The following is a 17732-nucleotide window of genomic DNA, read 5'->3' on the forward strand; positions in this document are numbered from 1 at the left end:
GATGAATCAGGACAATCTGATCGAAGTCCGCGACCTGGCCGTCGAGTTCATTGTTGGCGAACAGCGTCAGCGCGTGGTCGAAGGCATCAGCTTTGATATTCGTCGCGGCGAGACCCTGGCCCTGGTGGGGGAAAGTGGTTCGGGCAAATCGGTGACCGCGCACTCGATCCTGCGCCTGCTGCCCTACCCCATCGCCCACCACCCTAGCGGCACGATCACCTATGGCGCCCGTGACTTGCTGAGCCAGGACGAAAAGCATTTGCGGCATATTCGTGGCAACCGCATCGCCATGATCTTCCAGGAGCCGATGACCTCGCTCAACCCGCTGCACAACATCGAAAAGCAGATCAACGAAATTCTCGCCCTGCACAAGGGCCTGCGTGGCAAGGCCGCCACCGCGCGTACCCTTGAGTTGTTGGAGCTGGTCGGCATCCCGGAGCCCCACAAACGGCTCAAGGCCCTGCCCCATGAGCTCTCGGGCGGGCAGCGACAACGGGTGATGATCGCCATGGCGCTGGCCAACGAGCCTGAGCTGCTGATTGCTGATGAGCCGACCACGGCGCTTGATGTCACCGTCCAACTGAAAATCCTCGAGTTGCTCAAGCAATTGCAGGCCCGCCTGGGCATGGCCTTGCTGTTGATCAGCCACGATTTGAACCTGGTGAAAAGAATTGCTCACCGCGTATGTGTCATGCAGCGCGGTCGCATCGTCGAACAGGCATCATGCGAAGAGCTGTTCCGCGCACCGCAGCATCCGTATACCCAGGTTCTGCTAGGCGCAGAACCCAGTGGCGAGCCGGCAGGCACTACAGCCGGGGCACCGCTGCTTGAAGTCGAAGACCTGCGCGTCTGGTTTCCGATCAAAAAAGGGTTGCTGCGCCGCACCGTCGATTACGTCAAAGCGGTAGATGGCATCAACTTCAGCCTGCCTCAGGGCCAGACCTTGGGCATCGTCGGTGAGAGTGGTTCGGGCAAGTCCACCCTGGGGTTGGCGATTCTGCGGCTATTGAGTAGCCAGGGCGCCATCCGTTTTCAGGGAAAGGCGCTAGACTGCCTGTCGCAGCAAGAGGTACGCCCCTTGCGCCGGCAGATGCAGGTGGTGTTCCAGGACCCGTTTGGCAGCCTCAGCCCACGCATGTGCGTGAGCGAGATCGTCGGAGAAGGCCTGCGCATCCATCGGATCGGTACGGCAGCGGAGCAGGAACAAGCCATCATTGAGGCGCTCAAGGAGGTAGGTCTGGACCCGGACACCCGGTATCGCTACCCTCACGAGTTTTCCGGGGGGCAGCGACAGCGTATTGCCATCGCCCGGGCACTGGTTTTGAAACCGGCACTGATATTGCTAGATGAGCCCACTTCGGCGCTCGATCGCACCGTACAGCGCCAAGTGGTAGAGCTGCTGCGCTCGCTACAGACCAAGTACAACCTGACGTACTTGTTCATCAGCCATGATCTGGCGGTGGTCAAGGCGCTGAGCCATCAGTTGATGGTGGTCAAGCAAGGTCAAGTGGTTGAACAGGGGTCGGCACACAGCATCTTTGCCGCACCGCAACATCCTTATACACAGCAGCTGCTGGAAGCCGCTTTTCTGGCTCCAACAGCTGTCGATTAACCTGAAGAGGAACAACACATGGGTTTTCTCGCCGGTAAGCGCGTCCTGATCGTCGGTGTCGCCAGCAAACTGTCCATCGCATCCGGCATCGCTGCCGCCATGCATCGCGAGGGCGCAGAACTTGCCTTCACCTACCAGAACGAAAAGCTCAAGGGCCGCGTCGAAGAGTTCGCCGCAGGCTGGGGTTCGAACGCAGAGCTGTGCTTCCCCTGCGACGTTGCCAACGATGACGAGATCGCCAAGGTCTTCGAAGAACTGAGCAAGAAATGGGACGGCCTGGACTGCATCGTGCACTCCGTCGGTTTCGCCCCGGGCGACCAACTGAACGGCGACTTCACCGAAGTCACCACCCGTGACGGTTTCCGCATCGCTCACGACATCAGCGCCTACAGCTTCATCGCCCTGGCCAAGGCTGGTCGCGAGATGATGAAAGGCCGCAATGGCAGCCTGCTGACCCTGTCGTACCTGGGCGCCGAGCGCACCATGCCGAACTACAACGTCATGGGCATGGCCAAGGCCAGCCTTGAAGCCGGCGTTCGTTACCTGGCAGGCAGCCTGGGCCCGGAAGGCACTCGCGTCAACGCCGTATCTGCAGGCCCTATCCGCACCTTGGCGGCCTCGGGCATCAAGAGCTTCCGCAAGATGCTGGCCGCCAACGAAGCGCAAACGCCGCTGCGTCGCAACGTCACCATCGACGAAGTCGGCAACGCCGGCGCCTTCCTCTGCTCCGACCTGGCGTCGGGTGTCAGCGGTGAAATCATGTACGTGGACGGCGGCTTCAACACCACCGCCATGGGCGACATCTCGGAATAACTCCCCAGACAAGCCTCACAAAAAAGCCCCGGCTCACTGAGCCGGGGCTTTTTTGTTGCTACCGCGATAAACGCACCGCGGTGCGACCATCACCCTGTAGGAGCAGACCTTGGTCGCGATGGCGTCACCGCGGTTCATCGCTGGGACCGCGGTGATGCCATTACAGACACCGCGGTGATGCCATCGCGAGCAAGCTCTGCTCCTACAGGCCTTCCGGCAGCACTGGCAGGTAGTTCAGCTGCAGGCGCGCGCTGCTCCACTGACGAACCTGGTTGGTCAGCTCCAGGTCATTGTTAAGCTTGCGCCCGTAGGACGGGACGATCTCTTTGAGCTTGTCTTGCCACTGCGTAGTCTGGATACGGTCCTTGAAGGTCTTTTCCAGCACCGTCAGCATGATCGGCGCCGCGGTCGAGGCGCCTGGCGATGCGCCCAGCAGTGCGGCGATGGTACCGTCGGCCGAGGCCACGACTTCAGTGCCGAATTGCAGCACGCCGCCCTTCTCAGCATCTTTCTTGATGATCTGAACACGCTGGCCTGCGTTGAGCAGCGACCAGTCTTCGTTTTTGGCTTGCGGGTAGTATTCACGCAAGGAAGCCATACGCTCGTCGAAGCTCAACATCAACTGGCCCATCAGGTACGTACTCAGGTCCAGGTTGTCGATACCGGCATGGGTCATCGGCAGGATGTTGTGAGTGGTCAAGGCGCTGAACATATCCAGCAACGAGCCATTCTTCAGGAACTTGGTGGAGAAGGTTGCGAACGGGCCGAACAGCAGCACTTCCTTGCCGTCAATCACGCGGGTGTCCAGGTGCGGAACCGACATCGGCGGCGCGCCAACCGAAGCCTTGCCATACAGCTTGGCTTTGTGGCGAGCGACGATTTCAGGGTTGCTGGTCATCAAGAACTGGCCACCGACCGGGAAACCGGCATAGCCGTCAGCTTCCGGGATGCCGGATTTCTGCAACAGCTTCAGGGCACCGCCACCGGCACCGATGAACACGAACTTGGCCTTGACGCTGGTTTCAGCCCCTTTGTTGGCCAGGTCTGCGACGACGACCGTCCAGGTGTTGTCCGCATTGCGCACGATATCGCGCACTTCGTGCTGCACATGCAGCTTGACGTTGTCGTGGCGGGTCAGCGAACCCACGAGTTGACGGGTGATCTCTCCGAAATTCACGTCGGTGCCGATTGGCATCCGCGTGGCCGCGATTTTTTGGTCGCCAGCGCGGCCTTCCATGACCAGCGGCACCCACTGCTGGATCTGCGCGTGGTCTTCGGAATACTCCATGCCACGGAACAGCGAGCTGTGCTGCAGCGCTGCATGGCGCTTCTTGAGAAACTCGACGTTTTTATCACCCCAAACAAAGCTCATGTGCGGGACGTTGTTGATAAAGGTCTTCGGGTTATTCAAGACCTTCTGCTCGATCTGGTAGGCCCAGAACTGCTTGGAGATTTCGAATTGCTCGTTGACCGCCACCGCCTTGCTGATGTCGATGCTGCCGTCGGCGGCCTCGGAGGTGTAGTTCAGTTCACAGAAGGCCGAGTGGCCAGTACCGGCGTTGTTCCAGGCGTTGCTGCTTTCTTCGGCAACCTTGTCCAGACGCTCGTAAATGTCGATGGACCAGCTCGGCTCCAGCTCGTTGAGGTAGGTGCCCAAGCTTGCACTCATGATGCCGCCGCCAATCAGCAACACATCAACGGTTTTCTCAGGTTCATTAGGCTTGGAGCAGCCAACGACGCTCAGGCAGACGAGCATCAGCAGGAATTTTTTCATTGAATCGGTCCAGTTATGAAAGCTGAGCCGTGCTTAGCAAGCGGCGTGCCGAACTGCGTGCGACCAACGGACGCGGGGCTTTGCCAGGTTTTCATGGCGGCGAAATGGCGGATTCCCGCCACAAATGAAAGATATTTCATCCCGAGATGGCGGTTTTCCCCACTTTCACAAAGCGACTAAGGCCAGTCCAGCTCCAGACGGCTTTCAAAAACTCGCGGCTCACCGGTCAGTGGGTCACTGAACTCAAGGCGCTTGGCCAGCAATTTCAAGGGCTTTGTATAATCGTCATCACCCGGCGGGCTGACTTCAGGATAGAAAGGGTCGTTACAGATACTCGCCCCCAGCGCGGTCATGTGGACCCGCAACTGATGGGTTTTGCCGGTGATCGGCGACAGCCCGTAGCGCCACCAGTGGTCACGCTTCTCCAGCACCATCGCGACCGTTTCGCTGTTGCTCTCGCCCTCCACTTCCTGCATTCGAAAGAACGGCTCGCCATTGACCATCCGGCTTTTGTGTACCAGAGGGAACTCGAGGTTCGGCAAAGGTGCAGCAATGGCTTGGTAGTGCTTGTCGATTTTTCGATTGGGGAACAGCGACTGATATAGCGCGCGCGTTTGAGGGTTGGCGGAGAACATTACCAGGCCTGCGGTATGACGGTCGATGCGATGCAGGGGCACCAGATTAGGGTTGTCCAAGCGACGGATCAGGCGGCGCAACAAGGTGTGTTCGACATATTCACCTGTTGGCGTAACTGGCAGGAAATGCGGTTTGTCGGCAATCACCAGATGCTCATCCACAAACAGGATATTTTCCTGGAAGGGGATCACCTTTTCGTTCGGCACTTCTCGAAAGTAATGAATTCGCAGGCCAGTCTTGTAAGGCAGCGCGGCATCAATCGGTTGCCCCATGGCATCCAGCACCCGGCCACGAGCGATACGGTCAAGCCATTGCTCCCGGCCGATAGCCTTGAAGTGATCGCAAAGGCAGTCCAACACCGTCGACCACTGCCCAGGTGGCAGGCAAACGGTGCTGGCCTGAAGACGGGACGGATCGAAAGGAAGGCTGGACATGGACACACTCACAGGGCAATTGCGCGCCATTATCCAGCAAGCTTCGCCCCTCAGCCAGCCTGGGTTGCGGCGGCTTCGGTGAACTCCTTGAGCCAACGCAGCACATCGACCGCCTCCCAACGGCTAGGGTCATACAAGGCGTACAGCAAGCCTTGATAACCCACCACGTCCAGCGGGCGGTGATAGCCTGCGCGCTGGAACAAGGCTTCGATCTCGGCAAAACAGGTGTTGAAATGCACCTTGTTGAACGGCGTCTTGCCCTCTGTCACCAACCCGTCCAGACGCAGTTCCAGCACCGCGTCACGGAGCAGGTCGACGGACATGCGGTTGACGCTATTTTTCAATTGTTCGACATTGACCATTGCTTGGCCTCCATGGCAGTGCTGCCGGGCACGCCACTAATACTGTATTTATATACAGCATAGTGCCTACAGCTTTTATTCGTCAACGACCAAGGTGGTCGGATTCATACAAGCCCGGTTCGATAGCCAAGGCCTCGACGCGCCGTCAGCACCTGCCGACGAGCAGGCCCCTCGCTCAAGCCCACATGCACCCAGCGATCAAACTCCAAAATGACCTGGTCGAACGGCAGATCGCTGTCGGCGATCAGTTGTGCCAACTGGCGCGCCGTAAAACCCGGCGCGGAAATATCGGCGGCCAGGCCACTCATGTGTGCACTTCGGGCGGCACCGCCGATCAATCGATTGAGCGAAGGTGAACGGTAGCCACTGCTGACCAGGATCGGGCTTTTGGTGAGGGCGCGCACTTGTTCGAGAAACGCTGCCAGGCGCTTGAGCCGGGCCAGGATCTGCGGATCAGGATTGTTATCAATACCTTTGCGCGCGGCTGTTTCCGACACGGTCAGTTCGTCGAGGGTAAAAAATTTGCTTAAGAACATGGTCGCCACTCCTTGGCACAGTCTGAGGAAAATGTTCGTGTTTTTCCGGCCGCTTCAGAGTCTCGGCCGGGGCGAATCATTTTCCACAAACCGTTTGCGTGTGCAGCGACAGAAATGCATCAGCAGATGACACTGGCCACCTTTGCGCGTTTTCAGCGCAAAAAGGCAACTAACTGATCGCCGTTGAAAGGCCAGTTCAGTTCGGCGCCATTGTCGACACGACGCAATACGGGGATGCGCAAGGAGTAGGCTGCTAAATACTGTTCATCGTCGGCGATATCGACTAACTCGACCAGCAAACCGCGCTCAACCAACGGCATGATTTCTACCTCGGCCAGTTCGCAAAGATGGCATCCGAGGGTACCGAACAGTTTGCATTCAGGCAGCATGGTCAGGGTCCGGCTATCAGGGTGGGAGGGAAAATATTCTAGGGCCAGATAATAGAGTCGTCGAGCCGCGAAGGTCTCGCGGCTGCTCGGATTTGACTCACTCCTGATTGGTCGAGCCGATCTTGTGAATCGACAGATCCGCGCCGTAGTACTCCTGCTCCTGACTCAAGCGAATCCCCGTCACCGTGCGCAACACTGCATAAACCGCGAAGCCGCCCACCAGCGCTACCACGACCCCGACCAGACACCCCACTAACTGGCTGGCCAGACTCACGCCGCCCAAACCACCCAATGCTGCTTGGCCAAAAATGCCGCACGCAATCCCGCCCCACAGCCCGCACACCCCGTGCAGCGGCCATACCCCCAGAACGTCATCGATCTTCCAGCGATTCTGTGCAGCGGTGAAGCACCAGACAAATAAAGCACCCGCAATCGCTCCCGTGACCAGCGCACCGACCGGGTGCATCAAGTCGGAACCAGCGCAGATCGCCACCAAGCCCGCCAAGGGACCGTTATGCAAAAAGCCCGGGTCGTTGCGACCGACCAGCAGTGCCGCCACCGTGCCACCGACCATCGCCATCAGGGAGTTGACCGCCACCAGCCCGCTGACACCTTGCAGCGTCTGGGCACTCATGACGTTGAAGCCGAACCAGCCGACAATCAGAATCCACGACCCCAGGGCCAGGAAAGGGATGTTGGAGGGCGCAAACGCGACCAGGCGACCCTCCCGATAGCGACCATTGCGCGGGCCCAGCAACAATACCGCCGCCAGCGCCAACCAGCCGCCCATGGCATGCACCACCACGGAGCCGGCAAAATCGTGGAACCCGGCGCCGAAGCGCGCCAGCAGCCAGGCCTGGAAACCGAAGTTACCGTTCCAGATCATGCCCTCGAAAAACGGATAGACAAAGGCGACAATCAACACCGTCGCACACAGCTGGGGGGCAAAGCGGGCACGCTCGGCAATACCGCCGGAGATAATGGCCGGAATCGCTGCAGCGAATGTCAGCAAGAAGAAAAACTTCACCAGCGCATAGCCATGGTCGGCACTGATCACCGCCGCCGGCTGAAGGAAACTCACGCCGTAGGCAATCCAGTAGCCTATAAAGAAATAAGCCAGCGTGGAGACGGCAAAATCGCTGAGAATCTTGCACAAGGCGTTGACTTGGTTTTTATGCCGCACGGTACCGACTTCAAGGAAGGCGAAACCTGCATGCATGGCCAGGACCATCACCGCACCGGTCAGAAGAAACAGCGTATTGGAGCCATGGACCAGAGTGTCCACTGCGCTTTGCAAATTATCCATGGAAGGAGCAGACCTGTTCACGGAAAAGCACCAAAGCAGGTCGAGGCCCCAACTGCTGCACCGATTTGGCTCGCCCGGCAGTTTTCTCCCTGCTACCGGTGAACCAATTGAGTGCCATGGACCGATCGACGCTCGAGATTTTCCTCGGGATTTATTTGATATAGCCAGGGTTCAAGCGCTTGGGCTCATTCCTCTGCCCGAATTCAGCGCACCCCTGCCAGCTTTACGCACCAGCCCGAAGCAAGAGCTGTACCAAACCCCTTTTCAAGCCCACTCTGGCGATGAACTGAACCTTCAACGACACGCGCCACTCGAAACAGACACCAGCCACCCTTACGGAGAGACCCATGGCCAGCAAAACAGCAAAGAGTGCTCAAGACATCCTGATGGCAGATTTCCAGTCCCTGGTAGCCGATACCGAGAAGCTGCTGGAACATACCGCCACGCTGGCCGGTGATCAGGCCGATGAACTGCGTGAGCAGATCCATGACAGCCTGCTGCGCGCTCGCGAAACCCTGAAGCAGACTGAAGACTCGCTGCGCGAACGCGGCGAAGCTGCTGTTACCGCCACCGAAGACTACGTGCGCGACAATCCTTGGCAGTCGGTAGGCATCGCTGCCGGCATTGGATTTGTCCTGGGCCTGCTGGCAACTCGGCGCTGAGATGAGCATGGGTACAGAAAACGATTCGCCAGGCACCGGCTCCTCGACACGACGCCTGGGCGCTGCCTTCCTGGGCCTGTTACACAGCCACGTCGAACTGTTCGGCATCGAGCTGCAGGAACAGAAAGCCCGTACCGTGAGCCTGCTGCTGTTCGCCGGGCTCGCATTGGTATTTGCCCTGTTGCTGCTGATAGGTCTGTCGACGCTGCTGCTTATCCTGGTGTGGGACAGTTATCGAATGGCGGGCATCATCGGCCTGTGCGGCTTCTATGCACTGGCGGCGGTGTTTTGCGCGCTCCGGCTCAAAGCGGCGATCTTCGACGAGTCGTCACCCTTCGAAGCCACGCTGCAAGAGCTGGCCAATGACCGGGAGCGCCTGTTGCCATGAGCCTGCCTGAAATGCCGAAAAACCAGAGTCGTCGAGAATTGCGCAAAGCCCTGATCCGCCTGCGCATGGAAATGCACCGCCAGGAAATCCGCCATGAATCGCGCCAGATCGTGAACCCGCTGCAGCGAATGCAAGGCATGACCCGCCAGATCCAGGGCAGCCTGGATTTCAAGCATGCCCCCTTGTGGGGCATGGGGGCTGTGATTTTGCTGGGCTTTCTGACGGGCAAAGGCGCTCGCGGGGGCGCTGGTGGGATCACGCGGATGGTCAAGCTGGGCACCAGCCTGATCCCGTTGATCAAGCTGGTGATGCAAGGCGGTCCGCCGAAACACTGAGGCCCTGTAGGAGCACGGCTTGCCGGCGATGGCATCCCCCGCGGTCCGGCATTCCGGCAAGCCACACTCCCACATCTGGATGTTGCCTCAGCGCCACCCTATGGTGGCTTGCCCTAATGCAGATCAGTTAAGCCGTACTGCTTGGTTTCGTTTGCAGGGGCATCGACCCGGAGTATTCAGACGATAAAGTTCACCAGACGGTTGGGTACCACGATCATCCTCCCTGCGCCCTCCAAGTGGCTGCGCAAAGCAGCATCGGAAAGCGCCCGGCTTCGTATCAATTCGTGATTGGCATCAACCGGGACCATGATTTCTCCGCGCAACCTGCCATTGACCTGCACCATCATTTTTACTTCGTCCTGCTTCAAAGCTTCGCTATCGGGCACCGGCCACGAGCTGTCGTAGATATCGCCTGCGAACCCCAGCTCGCTCCATAGAATCTGGGTGATATGCGGCGTCACAGGGTGCAAAACCTGTAACAGGATCGCCATGCCATCGCGGAACGTCTGCTGGTCGGCCGCCTTGCCCCCCTCCAGAACCTTGAGCATTTTCATCGCGCCCGACACCACAGTGTTGTATTGCAGCCGTTCGTAATCATTGTTGACCTGCTGCAGCAAACAATGAATTTCAAAGCGCACGCGCTTGGATTCGGCAACGTCTTCAACCTGCTCACCCCCATTACGTGACGCCTGTTCGTCGCAGGCAAAACGCCAGAGCCGGCGCAGGAAACGATAGGCACCCTCAACGCCACTGTCGCTCCAAATCGTGCTCTGGTCAGGGGGCCCCGCAAAGATCGTAAACAAGCGAGCCGTGTCGGCACCAAACTTGTTGATGATGTCTTTCGGCTCGACGACGTTGTTCTTGGACTTGGACATCTTCTCCACGTCGCCAATGGTGACGGGCAAACCGTCCTCAAGCGCCGTAGCCCTCACCGGACGGCTTTTTTCATCGTATTCGACCGATACCTGAGCGGGATAGAACCACCGTCGGCTACCGTCATCGGCTTTTCGGTAATAACTTTCACGCAGTAGCATTCCTTGGGTAAACAGGCTTATGAATGGCTCGCTGAAGCTCACCAGCCCTTCGTCACGCATCGCCCGGGTCCAGAATCTGGCGTAGAGCAAATGCAGAACCGCATGCTCAATACCGCCGATGTATTGGTCGATCGGCATCCAGTATCGACTACCGGTCCCCACCATCGAAGCATGACTGTCGGGATCGCAATAGCGCATGAAATACCAACTTGAATCCACGAAGGTATCCATGGTGTCCGTTTCACGCAGCGCAGGCGCCGCGCAGCGAGGGCAAGCCACATGGCGAAACCCGTCATGCTCTGACAAGGGATTGCCGCTGCCGTCGGGAATGCAATCGGTCGGCAACACCACGGGCAGATCCGAGTAAGGGACTGGGACGTCGCCACATTGCTCACAATGAATAATGGGGAATGGGGTACCCCAGTAACGCTGACGTGAAATTCCCCAGTCGCGCAGGCGCCATGTGGTGGTTTCCTCGCCCACCCCACGCTCAACCAGTGTAGCGACGATGGCTTGGGTGGCCTGTGCGACTGCCAGTCCATCGTAGGTGCCGGAGTTGACGAGGTGGCCGTCCCGACGGGTGTAGGTGTCTGACCAGCCCCGCGGGTCGTATACCTGATCGTCGTAGGCAATGACCTGGCGAACAGGTAAACCATATTGATTGGCAAATTCGAAGTCACGCTCATCATGAGCAGGCACCCCCATCAGGGCCCCTTCACCATATTCACCGAGCACATAGTTGGTAATCCACAGTGCGACAGGCTCACCAGTCAACGGGTGGTCGACCTGCATACCGGTAGGAACGCCAATCTTGGCTTGGGCTCTGAAAGCCGTGCCCGCATCTGCCGCTTGCCGACACGCCTGCACCTGCGACTCAAGGCCGGGATTGATCTCCAGAGCGCGTTTGGCAAGTGCATGCTCGGGGGAAATGGCACAAAACGTCACTCCCGTGAGCGTATCTACACGGGTTGTAAACACCCACAGTTTGCCTGCATCAATCAGTTGCCCACTGGCGTCCTGAATATTGTGGGCGAATGCCAAGCGAACCCCAGTGGCCTTGCCGATCCAGTTGCGCTGCATGGTGCGGACCATGTCTGGCCAGCCATCCAACGTGTCGATGGACGATAGCAGCTCTTCGGCATATTGAGTGATGCGCAGGTAGTACCCGGGAATTTCCCGCTTCTCGACGAGCGCCCCAGATCGCCAGCCTCGACCATCGATCACCTGTTCATTGGCCAGAACTGTTTGATCGACAGGGTCCCAGTTGACTATCTGTGTTTTCTTGTAAGCCACGCCCTTCTCCAGCAGCTTCAAGAAAAACCATTGGTTCCACTTGTAGTATTCCGGGTCGCAGGTGGCGATTTCTCGCGACCAGTCAAAAGCCAGCCCCAGCGGCTGCATTTGCGACTTCATGTCAGCAATATTTTGCCGTGTCCACTGGGCGGGAGAAACACCCGACTGCATTGCCGCATTCTCTGCCGGCAAACCGAAGGCATCCCACCCCATCGGCATGAGCACATTGAACCCCTTCATGCGTAAATGACGGGCCAGCATATCGTTGATCGTATAATTGCGTACATGGCCCATGTGCAACTTACCCGATGGGTAGGGAAGCATGGAGCAGGCATAAAACTTGGGACGACGTTCATCTTCGACCGCTCTGAATACGTCATCTTGAAGCCATTTGGCCTGCGCCGTACTTTCTACCCAGGCTGGATCATACTGCGGTCGCATAGAGCTTCCTTGAAATTGCTGGGGCTGAACGACAATGACTCGCTCGATTCACACCCTTGTAAGTTTCCGGTCGACTTCACAAGAGGACGTTTGCCACCGGGCCAAATAAATGCACGAGATGGTTTATATTTCGCTGTAAGCGATCATTGCAGAGCACCATGGGCAACCAAAAAATTTGGTTAAAATCTCTCCTTATACTGTGAGTATTTTTTCAAGGAACTGCAGGGGTATATGATGAGCCCCGAGACAGGTGAAATTCTTCAAACGCACCCGTTCAAAAAATCGGTATTTTTAGATTGTCGCGCACATCCCAAACACTCCTCTTTCCATTGATATTTGAAACGGGCTAGTCAGCCTGCTTCGGATGCAAGTTTCAGCTCCTTTGCGGCGATGAAACACGGAGCGCCGCTTCCGCCCTGCGGATACCCACAAGACAGACGCCCCCGAACAGGATGCCCAGCAGTCCATAGATGATCCAACTCAGCTGAAAGCCGACCCCTGCGATCAGTGAGGCACCGATCCCTACGGACACTATCCTCGCCCCCACCTGTAAGACAGGAATAAGGGAGAACAGACTGGCCTGGGCTTGCAATGAGGATTTCTGCGAAATCAACGCCGTGATATAGGTGATGCCGATAATCTCACCCAGCGTCCACACAGCAACAAACGCAAGAATTGCAGCTGTCTGCTCAAAAAGCGCGTATGCGCCAAATCCTATACCGTAAAAGACCGCAGCAAGAGACAGATTGGTGAGCGCTCCGAAACGCGACGTCAGCGCAAGCAGTGGTTGCGTCAACAGGATGACCAGCAACGCATTGACGATTCCTACAGCACCGAACACGCTGGCAGCCTGCCCCGCCGTCACCTCGTCCAGCCATAGTGGCAACTGATACTCTCGTTGGGCATCCAACACCGATAACGCAAAGAATATGGCGCCAGCTACGATCAAAATCCTAGGCACATTGACCACTGCGTCAAGTGAAGCCCTTCTGGCTTTCGGCTCACCGTCCTGGCGCTCCGGTAGCGCCAGAAAAGCACTCGCCAAAAGGCACAACACACTCACGACCATCGCAAAAAGCATTAGGTAGTGGCTATCGAGGCCGAGTAAATACCCACCCATTACGAATAGAAGAGCACCCCCCAGATTGCTGGCCAGGTGCAAATAGCCAAAGGAGGCAATGCGATTATTTTCATCAGCAGTCAAGGACGTGAGGACACTAAATACGGGCGTGATCAGGCCCGCGCACAGCATGAACAACAGCACCATAACAATAGAGGCGACCGATGTGCCAAGCACGACGGCGAGTAATAAAAACACCGTTGAACAGGACGAGGTACTAATCAATAGCGCCCGAAAGGAACAATGACTGACAAGCACTCCGCCCAATAGATTACCCGCGAGATAGAAGGCCGATATCAACGTAATCACTAACGCTACCTCCGAATTTTCGAGTTGGTAGTGACGCTGGAAAAATAAGGCAGCAAAAGGCCCCAAGGCGTTCGCCGTGACGAAAAGCAACCGGAGCAAAATGATATTACGCATCCCTGCCGCCAGACTGGTTCTTTTCAAGAGTCTCTTCACTTCAGGATCACCTCGACGCTCCGTACACACCCAATGCCAGACCCCAACAAATGCATTCTAAATGTAGAAATAGTGAGCTTTAGCACCCACAGCGTATGCTCGGCCTGCAAAATTACCGACCGCGACTTATCACCCTAGCAAGCCGCACTGCGACTCCCTTGCGTTATCGCCATCAGAAAAACCTTGAGATCTGATGACGCCGGAACAGCCACACGCAGCATATTACGTAGCAAGCCGAAACTATGAGGGTATTGTGAACAGTCGCTTACACGAATATTAGCCTGAGCGAAAGCGTTGGCTAAATGACCGTCACTATGATCCTGCATCAGCAAAAAATTCGTATCACTTTCGTATACAACAATCCCATTGTCTCGGCAGACTTTTATTATTTCATCCTTGACATGTTCAAGATTATCGTGAGCCAACCGCAAAACCTCCTGATTCTGCAAGCAGAACAAAGCCGCTTTCACCGCGACATGATTTACATCCCAGGGACCACGCACCTTTAACAGTTCACGAGTCAATTCTGGACGAGTGACGACATACCCCAGACGCAATCCGGCCAGGCCAAAATACTTGGAGAACGAACGAATTACGAACAACTGCCTGACCGAGCTGAATGCATCCAGACACGATTGTTGCAGGTATTCAAAGTAGCATTCGTCAACGATTATCGGTTTGTCCTGCCTTACGCAGGCCTCGACCAAAATTCTCAATTGTTCAGGGGCGGTTCGTACACCCAGCGGATTGTTGGGGTTGCACAGGATCAATCCCTCGCTGGCATCCAAAGCTTCGAGGACCGCTCCAATTGGCAGTACGAATCTTTGGGCCTGTTTCTCAAACCCCACGATTACCGGCGTCACGCCATTTATGTCGAGTATTTGGTAATAGAAGGAAAAGACCGGGGAAGGAACTACCACCCGATCCCCTGATGAGAACAGTAACCGCACAACTAGTGTGCTGTCTGCGAAATAGCTTTTCTAATTTTTCACCTACACTTCAGGTGTCATTTCCCCCTTGGAGAGCTTCAGGTGAGCGCACTGGACATTACGCTTAGCTCCGAAGAAAAGGCCGAACTGAACCGGCGCGTTCGCTCCGCCACCATTCCCCAGCGTGAAGGTCGTAGAGCACGCATTGTGCTGCTTGCAGCACAGGGCGAAACACGGGAAGAGATTGCACGACTGACTGGGTTTTCTCTCCCGACAGTCACCAACTGGTGCCAACGCTTTCAGTTGCTCCGGCTCGACGGATTGATTGATAAACCAGGTCGTGGACGCAAGTCGTCGCTGCCTGCCGATACTGTCCGCCGCGTCTTGGAGCAGGTCACGAAACCTCGCATTGGCGAGTCGCGATGGAGCTGCAGGAGTATGGCGAGAGCGGTCGGGATTTCTTCGAGTACGGTCCATAAGTTATGGGCTGCCAATGACTTGAAGCCTCATCTGACTCGCACCTTCAAGCTCTCAAACGATCCGCAGTTCGAACAGAAATTCTGGGATGTTATCGGCCTTTACCTGGCCCCGCCGGACAAGGCATTGGTGCTGTGTTGCGACGAAAAAAGCCAGGTGCAGGCCTTGGAACGCACGCAGCCTGGATTGCCTCTGGGCATCGGCCACATCCAGACGAAATCACATGATTACACCCGCCACGGCACGGTTACATTATTCGCTGCGCTGGATTATCTGCAGGGAAAATTGATCAGCAGCATCGAACGTCAACACCGTCATCAAGAGTGGTTGTCCTTCCTCAAGAAGATCAACAAGCAGACCCCCAAGAATCTCCAGCTTCACCTGATCGTCGATAACTATGCGACGCACAAGCACGCCGCCGTGAAAACCTGGCTGGCGAAGCACCCGCGTTTCCATATGCACTTCACACCGACGTCCAGCTCTTGGATGAACATGGTCGAACGATTTTTCCGAGACATCACGGTGTATCTACGAGACGGTAGCTTTGCCTCGGTGCGCGAGTTGGAATCCTCGATAACAACGTTCATGGCACTAAGAAATGCTCAGCCGACCCGGTACGTTTGGAACGCGAAAGGCGAGGAGATTTTGAGCAAAATCCAACGAGCTCGCGAGGCACTTGAGGCCGTACCATAGGGATAAATTATTTCGAAGACAGCACACTAGGTCGATCGCTTGGTCCGCCCCATTAGTCAGAAGCAAATTGTCAACGGGAACCTTGCAGTACTTTGCCAGCTCAACCAACAGAGGTTGATAGTTTGGATAGGTAAACAAATCCAGGGGCTGTAACTCGGTGGCAACGAACCGAGCCAGAAACGCATGTAAAAACTGGTTCTCGTTCAAGTCCAACAACACTGAGGACAGGTCACGCTCGGGCGCCCTCCATAGTCCCGATCGCAAAATTTGCTCGTCAATTTTCATTTGTGCATTTCCCCATAAATCACTTGCTCGCCAAGTTCATACATCTGTCTTACGTCTTCGTCGCTGGCATACACCACCGACTTCCCCGTAGCTGCCGACAAATACTGGCAGGTTATCAACCGGCTGATTTCCGCAGTGAACGCCACCGCGCGATGAAACGCCTCGGACAGGTCGTGGCCAAAGCAGGTGATTCCATGACTGGGCATGACGATACAGTTGGTGTCATTGGCACATTGGCCAATAGGGCTGACATCCAATTCAACATTCACTCCCTCACCGAGAATGTACGGTGGCTTGCCCATAACCAGTGCCGTATCGTTCGACACGTACTCCATCTCCCGCCACTGCATGACGGAGAAGAACGAGATAACGTCATTGGGATGAAGATGCACGGTGGCATTGACATCAGAGCGACAGCGCATGATTTCCCGGTGCATCTGATGCCCCTGACTGGGCCTGTAACAACCGTGCAATAGCTCATCGGACTGCATGTCCAGAACAGCCAGGTGTTCTAGACCGCACTCTTCTAGTGAGAGACCACGGTGCTTGGTGTATATAACGTCGCGTTTCCAGTACGGACAATGGCTGCGCACAGCGATATTGCCCAGCGTATTGACCAGCAGCTGACGTGTTGCCAGACGCTGACCGTATTGAAGAATACTGTTACCGATCCGTAGATCGAACCAGGCCGGCAACCTGGACCGAGAAGGCTCAAGTCCAGCAAGATTCAATTCAAACATATCCTGATGCCTCACCCGAGACGCAATCGGGATTGACCACGGTTTCGACCTTTCGCCCCTGCAATAGAGCCAGCATTGTTTCCAAGGCATCGCCCTTCAACCGACCCAGAGAGCGCTCACTGTAAAACGCGGCATGCGGCGTCAACAACACACGCTCATGTTCGATCAGAGCCTTGGGAGGTGTTGGTTCTTCCTGCACGACATCCAGCAGAGCCAAGGATACCGTCCCGGACTGCAAGGCTCGTTGTAGAGCTTCGGTATCAACAACACCACCTCGCGAGGTATTGATTAGGGTCGCGCCGCGTTTCATCTGAGAAAAACGCACATCACTCAACAGATGCAGAGTGTCTTGGGTAAGAGGAATATGAAGCGATATGACATCGGCCCTGTCGAGCAAAGACTCGAGAGTTTCACTCTGTGCAATACCTTCGATACAGCGCTCGACCCGAGGATCGTAAAAACACATCTGGTAGCCAAGGGCCGCAGCTCTGCGCGCCAATGCCCTCCCGGTTGCCCCATAGCCTATTAAACCCAGAACCGTGTCACTGCAGGCCTTCACTATCCCTGCGTGGGCCCGCCAGCTCCAGCCACCCTGCCGGGTATGCCTGGTGTAATCGAGGAGCTTGCGCTGCGCGAAGAGAATCAGAGCCAAAGTGTGTTCCGCGACTTCCTCCGCTCCCACAGCACCGATGTTTGAACAAAGAATACCCTTCGCGCTCAACGCCTCGATATCCACATCATCAAGTCCGATGGTCGCTTTCACCAACGCGCGGCATCGATGCATTCTGGCTATTAACAGCGCATCGATGACAACCGAATGAAATGCGATAATTCCGTCGGCCCGGGCCAATTGCTCATCAGTGGGCTGAGAAGTGACCTCAAGGGTATAATGCTGCTCCGCCCTCGGGGAGTATTCCCCCGGTTCAATATAGTTTACCCGCTGCGAATCGATCATCAGAATATTCATGGGCATTTCTTTCTTCCGTGTCAGTTACATTGCCGATTCCAAAT

17 protein-coding genes are annotated in these 17732 nt (G+C 56.4%); 6 read left to right on the forward strand and 11 right to left on the reverse strand.

Translation table 11 applies throughout. From position 1 onward, the window contains the following. The first annotated feature begins 1 nt into the window (after position 1). Complete coding sequence (locus AC3IX4_RS20765; RefSeq protein WP_489257263.1) at positions 2-1612, forward strand: ABC transporter ATP-binding protein; 1611 nt, start codon at positions 2-4, stop codon at positions 1610-1612. Positions 1613-1630: 18 nt separating this feature from the next. Further along, positions 1631-2425 (forward strand): enoyl-ACP reductase FabI, encoded by a 795-nt coding sequence (gene fabI, locus AC3IX4_RS20770; protein ID WP_489257264.1) that lies wholly within the window; start codon positions 1631-1633, stop codon positions 2423-2425. A 202-nt stretch (positions 2426-2627) separates the two neighbouring features. On the opposite strand, the gene AC3IX4_RS20775 is transcribed toward fabI, so the two are convergent. From AC3IX4_RS20775 to AC3IX4_RS20800, 6 genes are all read right to left on the reverse strand, one after another. Beyond that, positions 2628-4199 (reverse strand): malate:quinone oxidoreductase, encoded by a 1572-nt coding sequence (locus AC3IX4_RS20775; protein ID WP_489257265.1) that lies wholly within the window; start codon positions 4197-4199, stop codon positions 2628-2630. Positions 4200-4375: 176 nt separating this feature from the next. Then, a complete protein-coding gene (locus AC3IX4_RS20780; RefSeq protein WP_489257266.1) occupies positions 4376-5269 on the reverse strand; it encodes a pseudouridine synthase in 894 nt (297 codons plus the stop codon). Positions 5270-5319: 50 nt separating this feature from the next. Beyond that, positions 5320-5631: a transcriptional regulator gene (locus AC3IX4_RS20785; protein WP_489257267.1), complete on the reverse strand. Its 312-nt coding sequence runs from the start codon at positions 5629-5631 to the stop codon at positions 5320-5322. Positions 5632-5735: 104 nt separating this feature from the next. Beyond that, positions 5736-6167 carry a D-Ala-D-Ala carboxypeptidase family metallohydrolase gene (locus AC3IX4_RS20790; RefSeq protein ID WP_489257268.1) on the reverse strand — a complete coding sequence of 144 codons (432 nt, stop codon included), beginning with the start codon at positions 6165-6167 and terminating at the stop codon, positions 5736-5738. A gap of 152 nt (positions 6168-6319) precedes the next feature. Continuing rightward, positions 6320-6556, reverse strand: coding sequence for a glutaredoxin family protein (locus AC3IX4_RS20795; protein WP_489257269.1), 237 nt, complete (start codon positions 6554-6556; stop codon positions 6320-6322). A 97-nt stretch (positions 6557-6653) separates the two neighbouring features. Beyond that, positions 6654-7862: an ammonium transporter gene (locus AC3IX4_RS20800; RefSeq protein ID WP_489257270.1), complete on the reverse strand. Its 1209-nt coding sequence runs from the start codon at positions 7860-7862 to the stop codon at positions 6654-6656. A gap of 347 nt (positions 7863-8209) precedes the next feature. On the opposite strand from AC3IX4_RS20800, the gene AC3IX4_RS20805 reads away from it, so the two are divergent. From AC3IX4_RS20805 to AC3IX4_RS20815, 3 genes are read left to right on the forward strand one after another with little or no spacing between them, the layout of a single operon-like run. Beyond that, on the forward strand, positions 8210-8524 hold the full coding sequence (locus AC3IX4_RS20805; RefSeq protein ID WP_489257271.1) for an ElaB/YgaM/YqjD family protein: 315 nt from the start codon (positions 8210-8212) through the stop codon (positions 8522-8524). A gap of 1 nt (position 8525) precedes the next feature. Beyond that, a complete protein-coding gene (locus AC3IX4_RS20810) occupies positions 8526-8912 on the forward strand; it encodes a phage holin family protein (RefSeq protein ID WP_489257272.1) in 387 nt (128 codons plus the stop codon). Then, the gene (locus AC3IX4_RS20815; protein WP_489257273.1) at positions 8909-9247 is read left to right on the forward strand and encodes a hypothetical protein; all 339 of its coding nucleotides are present in this window, start codon (positions 8909-8911) and stop codon (positions 9245-9247) included. Before AC3IX4_RS20810 ends, AC3IX4_RS20815 begins: the two co-directional genes overlap by 4 nt. A 176-nt stretch (positions 9248-9423) precedes the next feature. On the opposite strand, the gene leuS is transcribed toward AC3IX4_RS20815, so the two are convergent. The 3 genes from leuS to AC3IX4_RS20830 all read right to left on the reverse strand — a co-directional run bounded on the left by leuS (position 9424) and on the right by AC3IX4_RS20830 (position 14547). After that, a complete protein-coding gene (gene leuS / locus AC3IX4_RS20820; RefSeq protein ID WP_489257274.1) occupies positions 9424-12015 on the reverse strand; it encodes a leucine--tRNA ligase in 2592 nt (863 codons plus the stop codon). Positions 12016-12388: 373 nt separating this feature from the next. After that, the gene (locus AC3IX4_RS20825) at positions 12389-13558 is read right to left on the reverse strand and encodes an MFS transporter (protein ID WP_489257275.1); all 1170 of its coding nucleotides are present in this window, start codon (positions 13556-13558) and stop codon (positions 12389-12391) included. A 173-nt stretch (positions 13559-13731) separates the two neighbouring features. Continuing rightward, entirely contained in the window at positions 13732-14547 is an 816-nt protein-coding gene (locus tag AC3IX4_RS20830) for a pyridoxal phosphate-dependent aminotransferase (protein ID WP_489257276.1), read from the reverse strand. A gap of 81 nt (positions 14548-14628) precedes the next feature. Here AC3IX4_RS20830 and AC3IX4_RS20835 point away from each other — a divergent pair, with 81 nt between their 5' ends. Next, positions 14629-15696, forward strand: a complete 1068-nt coding sequence (locus tag AC3IX4_RS20835; RefSeq protein WP_489256307.1) for an IS630 family transposase — start codon at positions 14629-14631, stop codon at positions 15694-15696. 281 nt (positions 15697-15977) lie between these two features. Here AC3IX4_RS20835 and AC3IX4_RS20840 read toward each other — a convergent pair whose 3' ends face one another. Both AC3IX4_RS20840 and AC3IX4_RS20845 read right to left on the reverse strand, forming a co-directional pair. Continuing rightward, on the reverse strand, positions 15978-16721 hold the full coding sequence (locus AC3IX4_RS20840; protein WP_489257277.1) for a class II aldolase/adducin family protein: 744 nt from the start codon (positions 16719-16721) through the stop codon (positions 15978-15980). Continuing rightward, positions 16714-17688: an NAD(P)-dependent oxidoreductase gene (locus tag AC3IX4_RS20845; RefSeq protein ID WP_489257278.1), complete on the reverse strand. Its 975-nt coding sequence runs from the start codon at positions 17686-17688 to the stop codon at positions 16714-16716. The genes AC3IX4_RS20840 and AC3IX4_RS20845 overlap by 8 nt, the downstream gene beginning before the upstream one ends. Positions 17689-17732 lie beyond the last annotated feature (44 nt).

The sequence above is a fragment of the Pseudomonas sp. KH_021 genome, assembly GCF_057838865.1.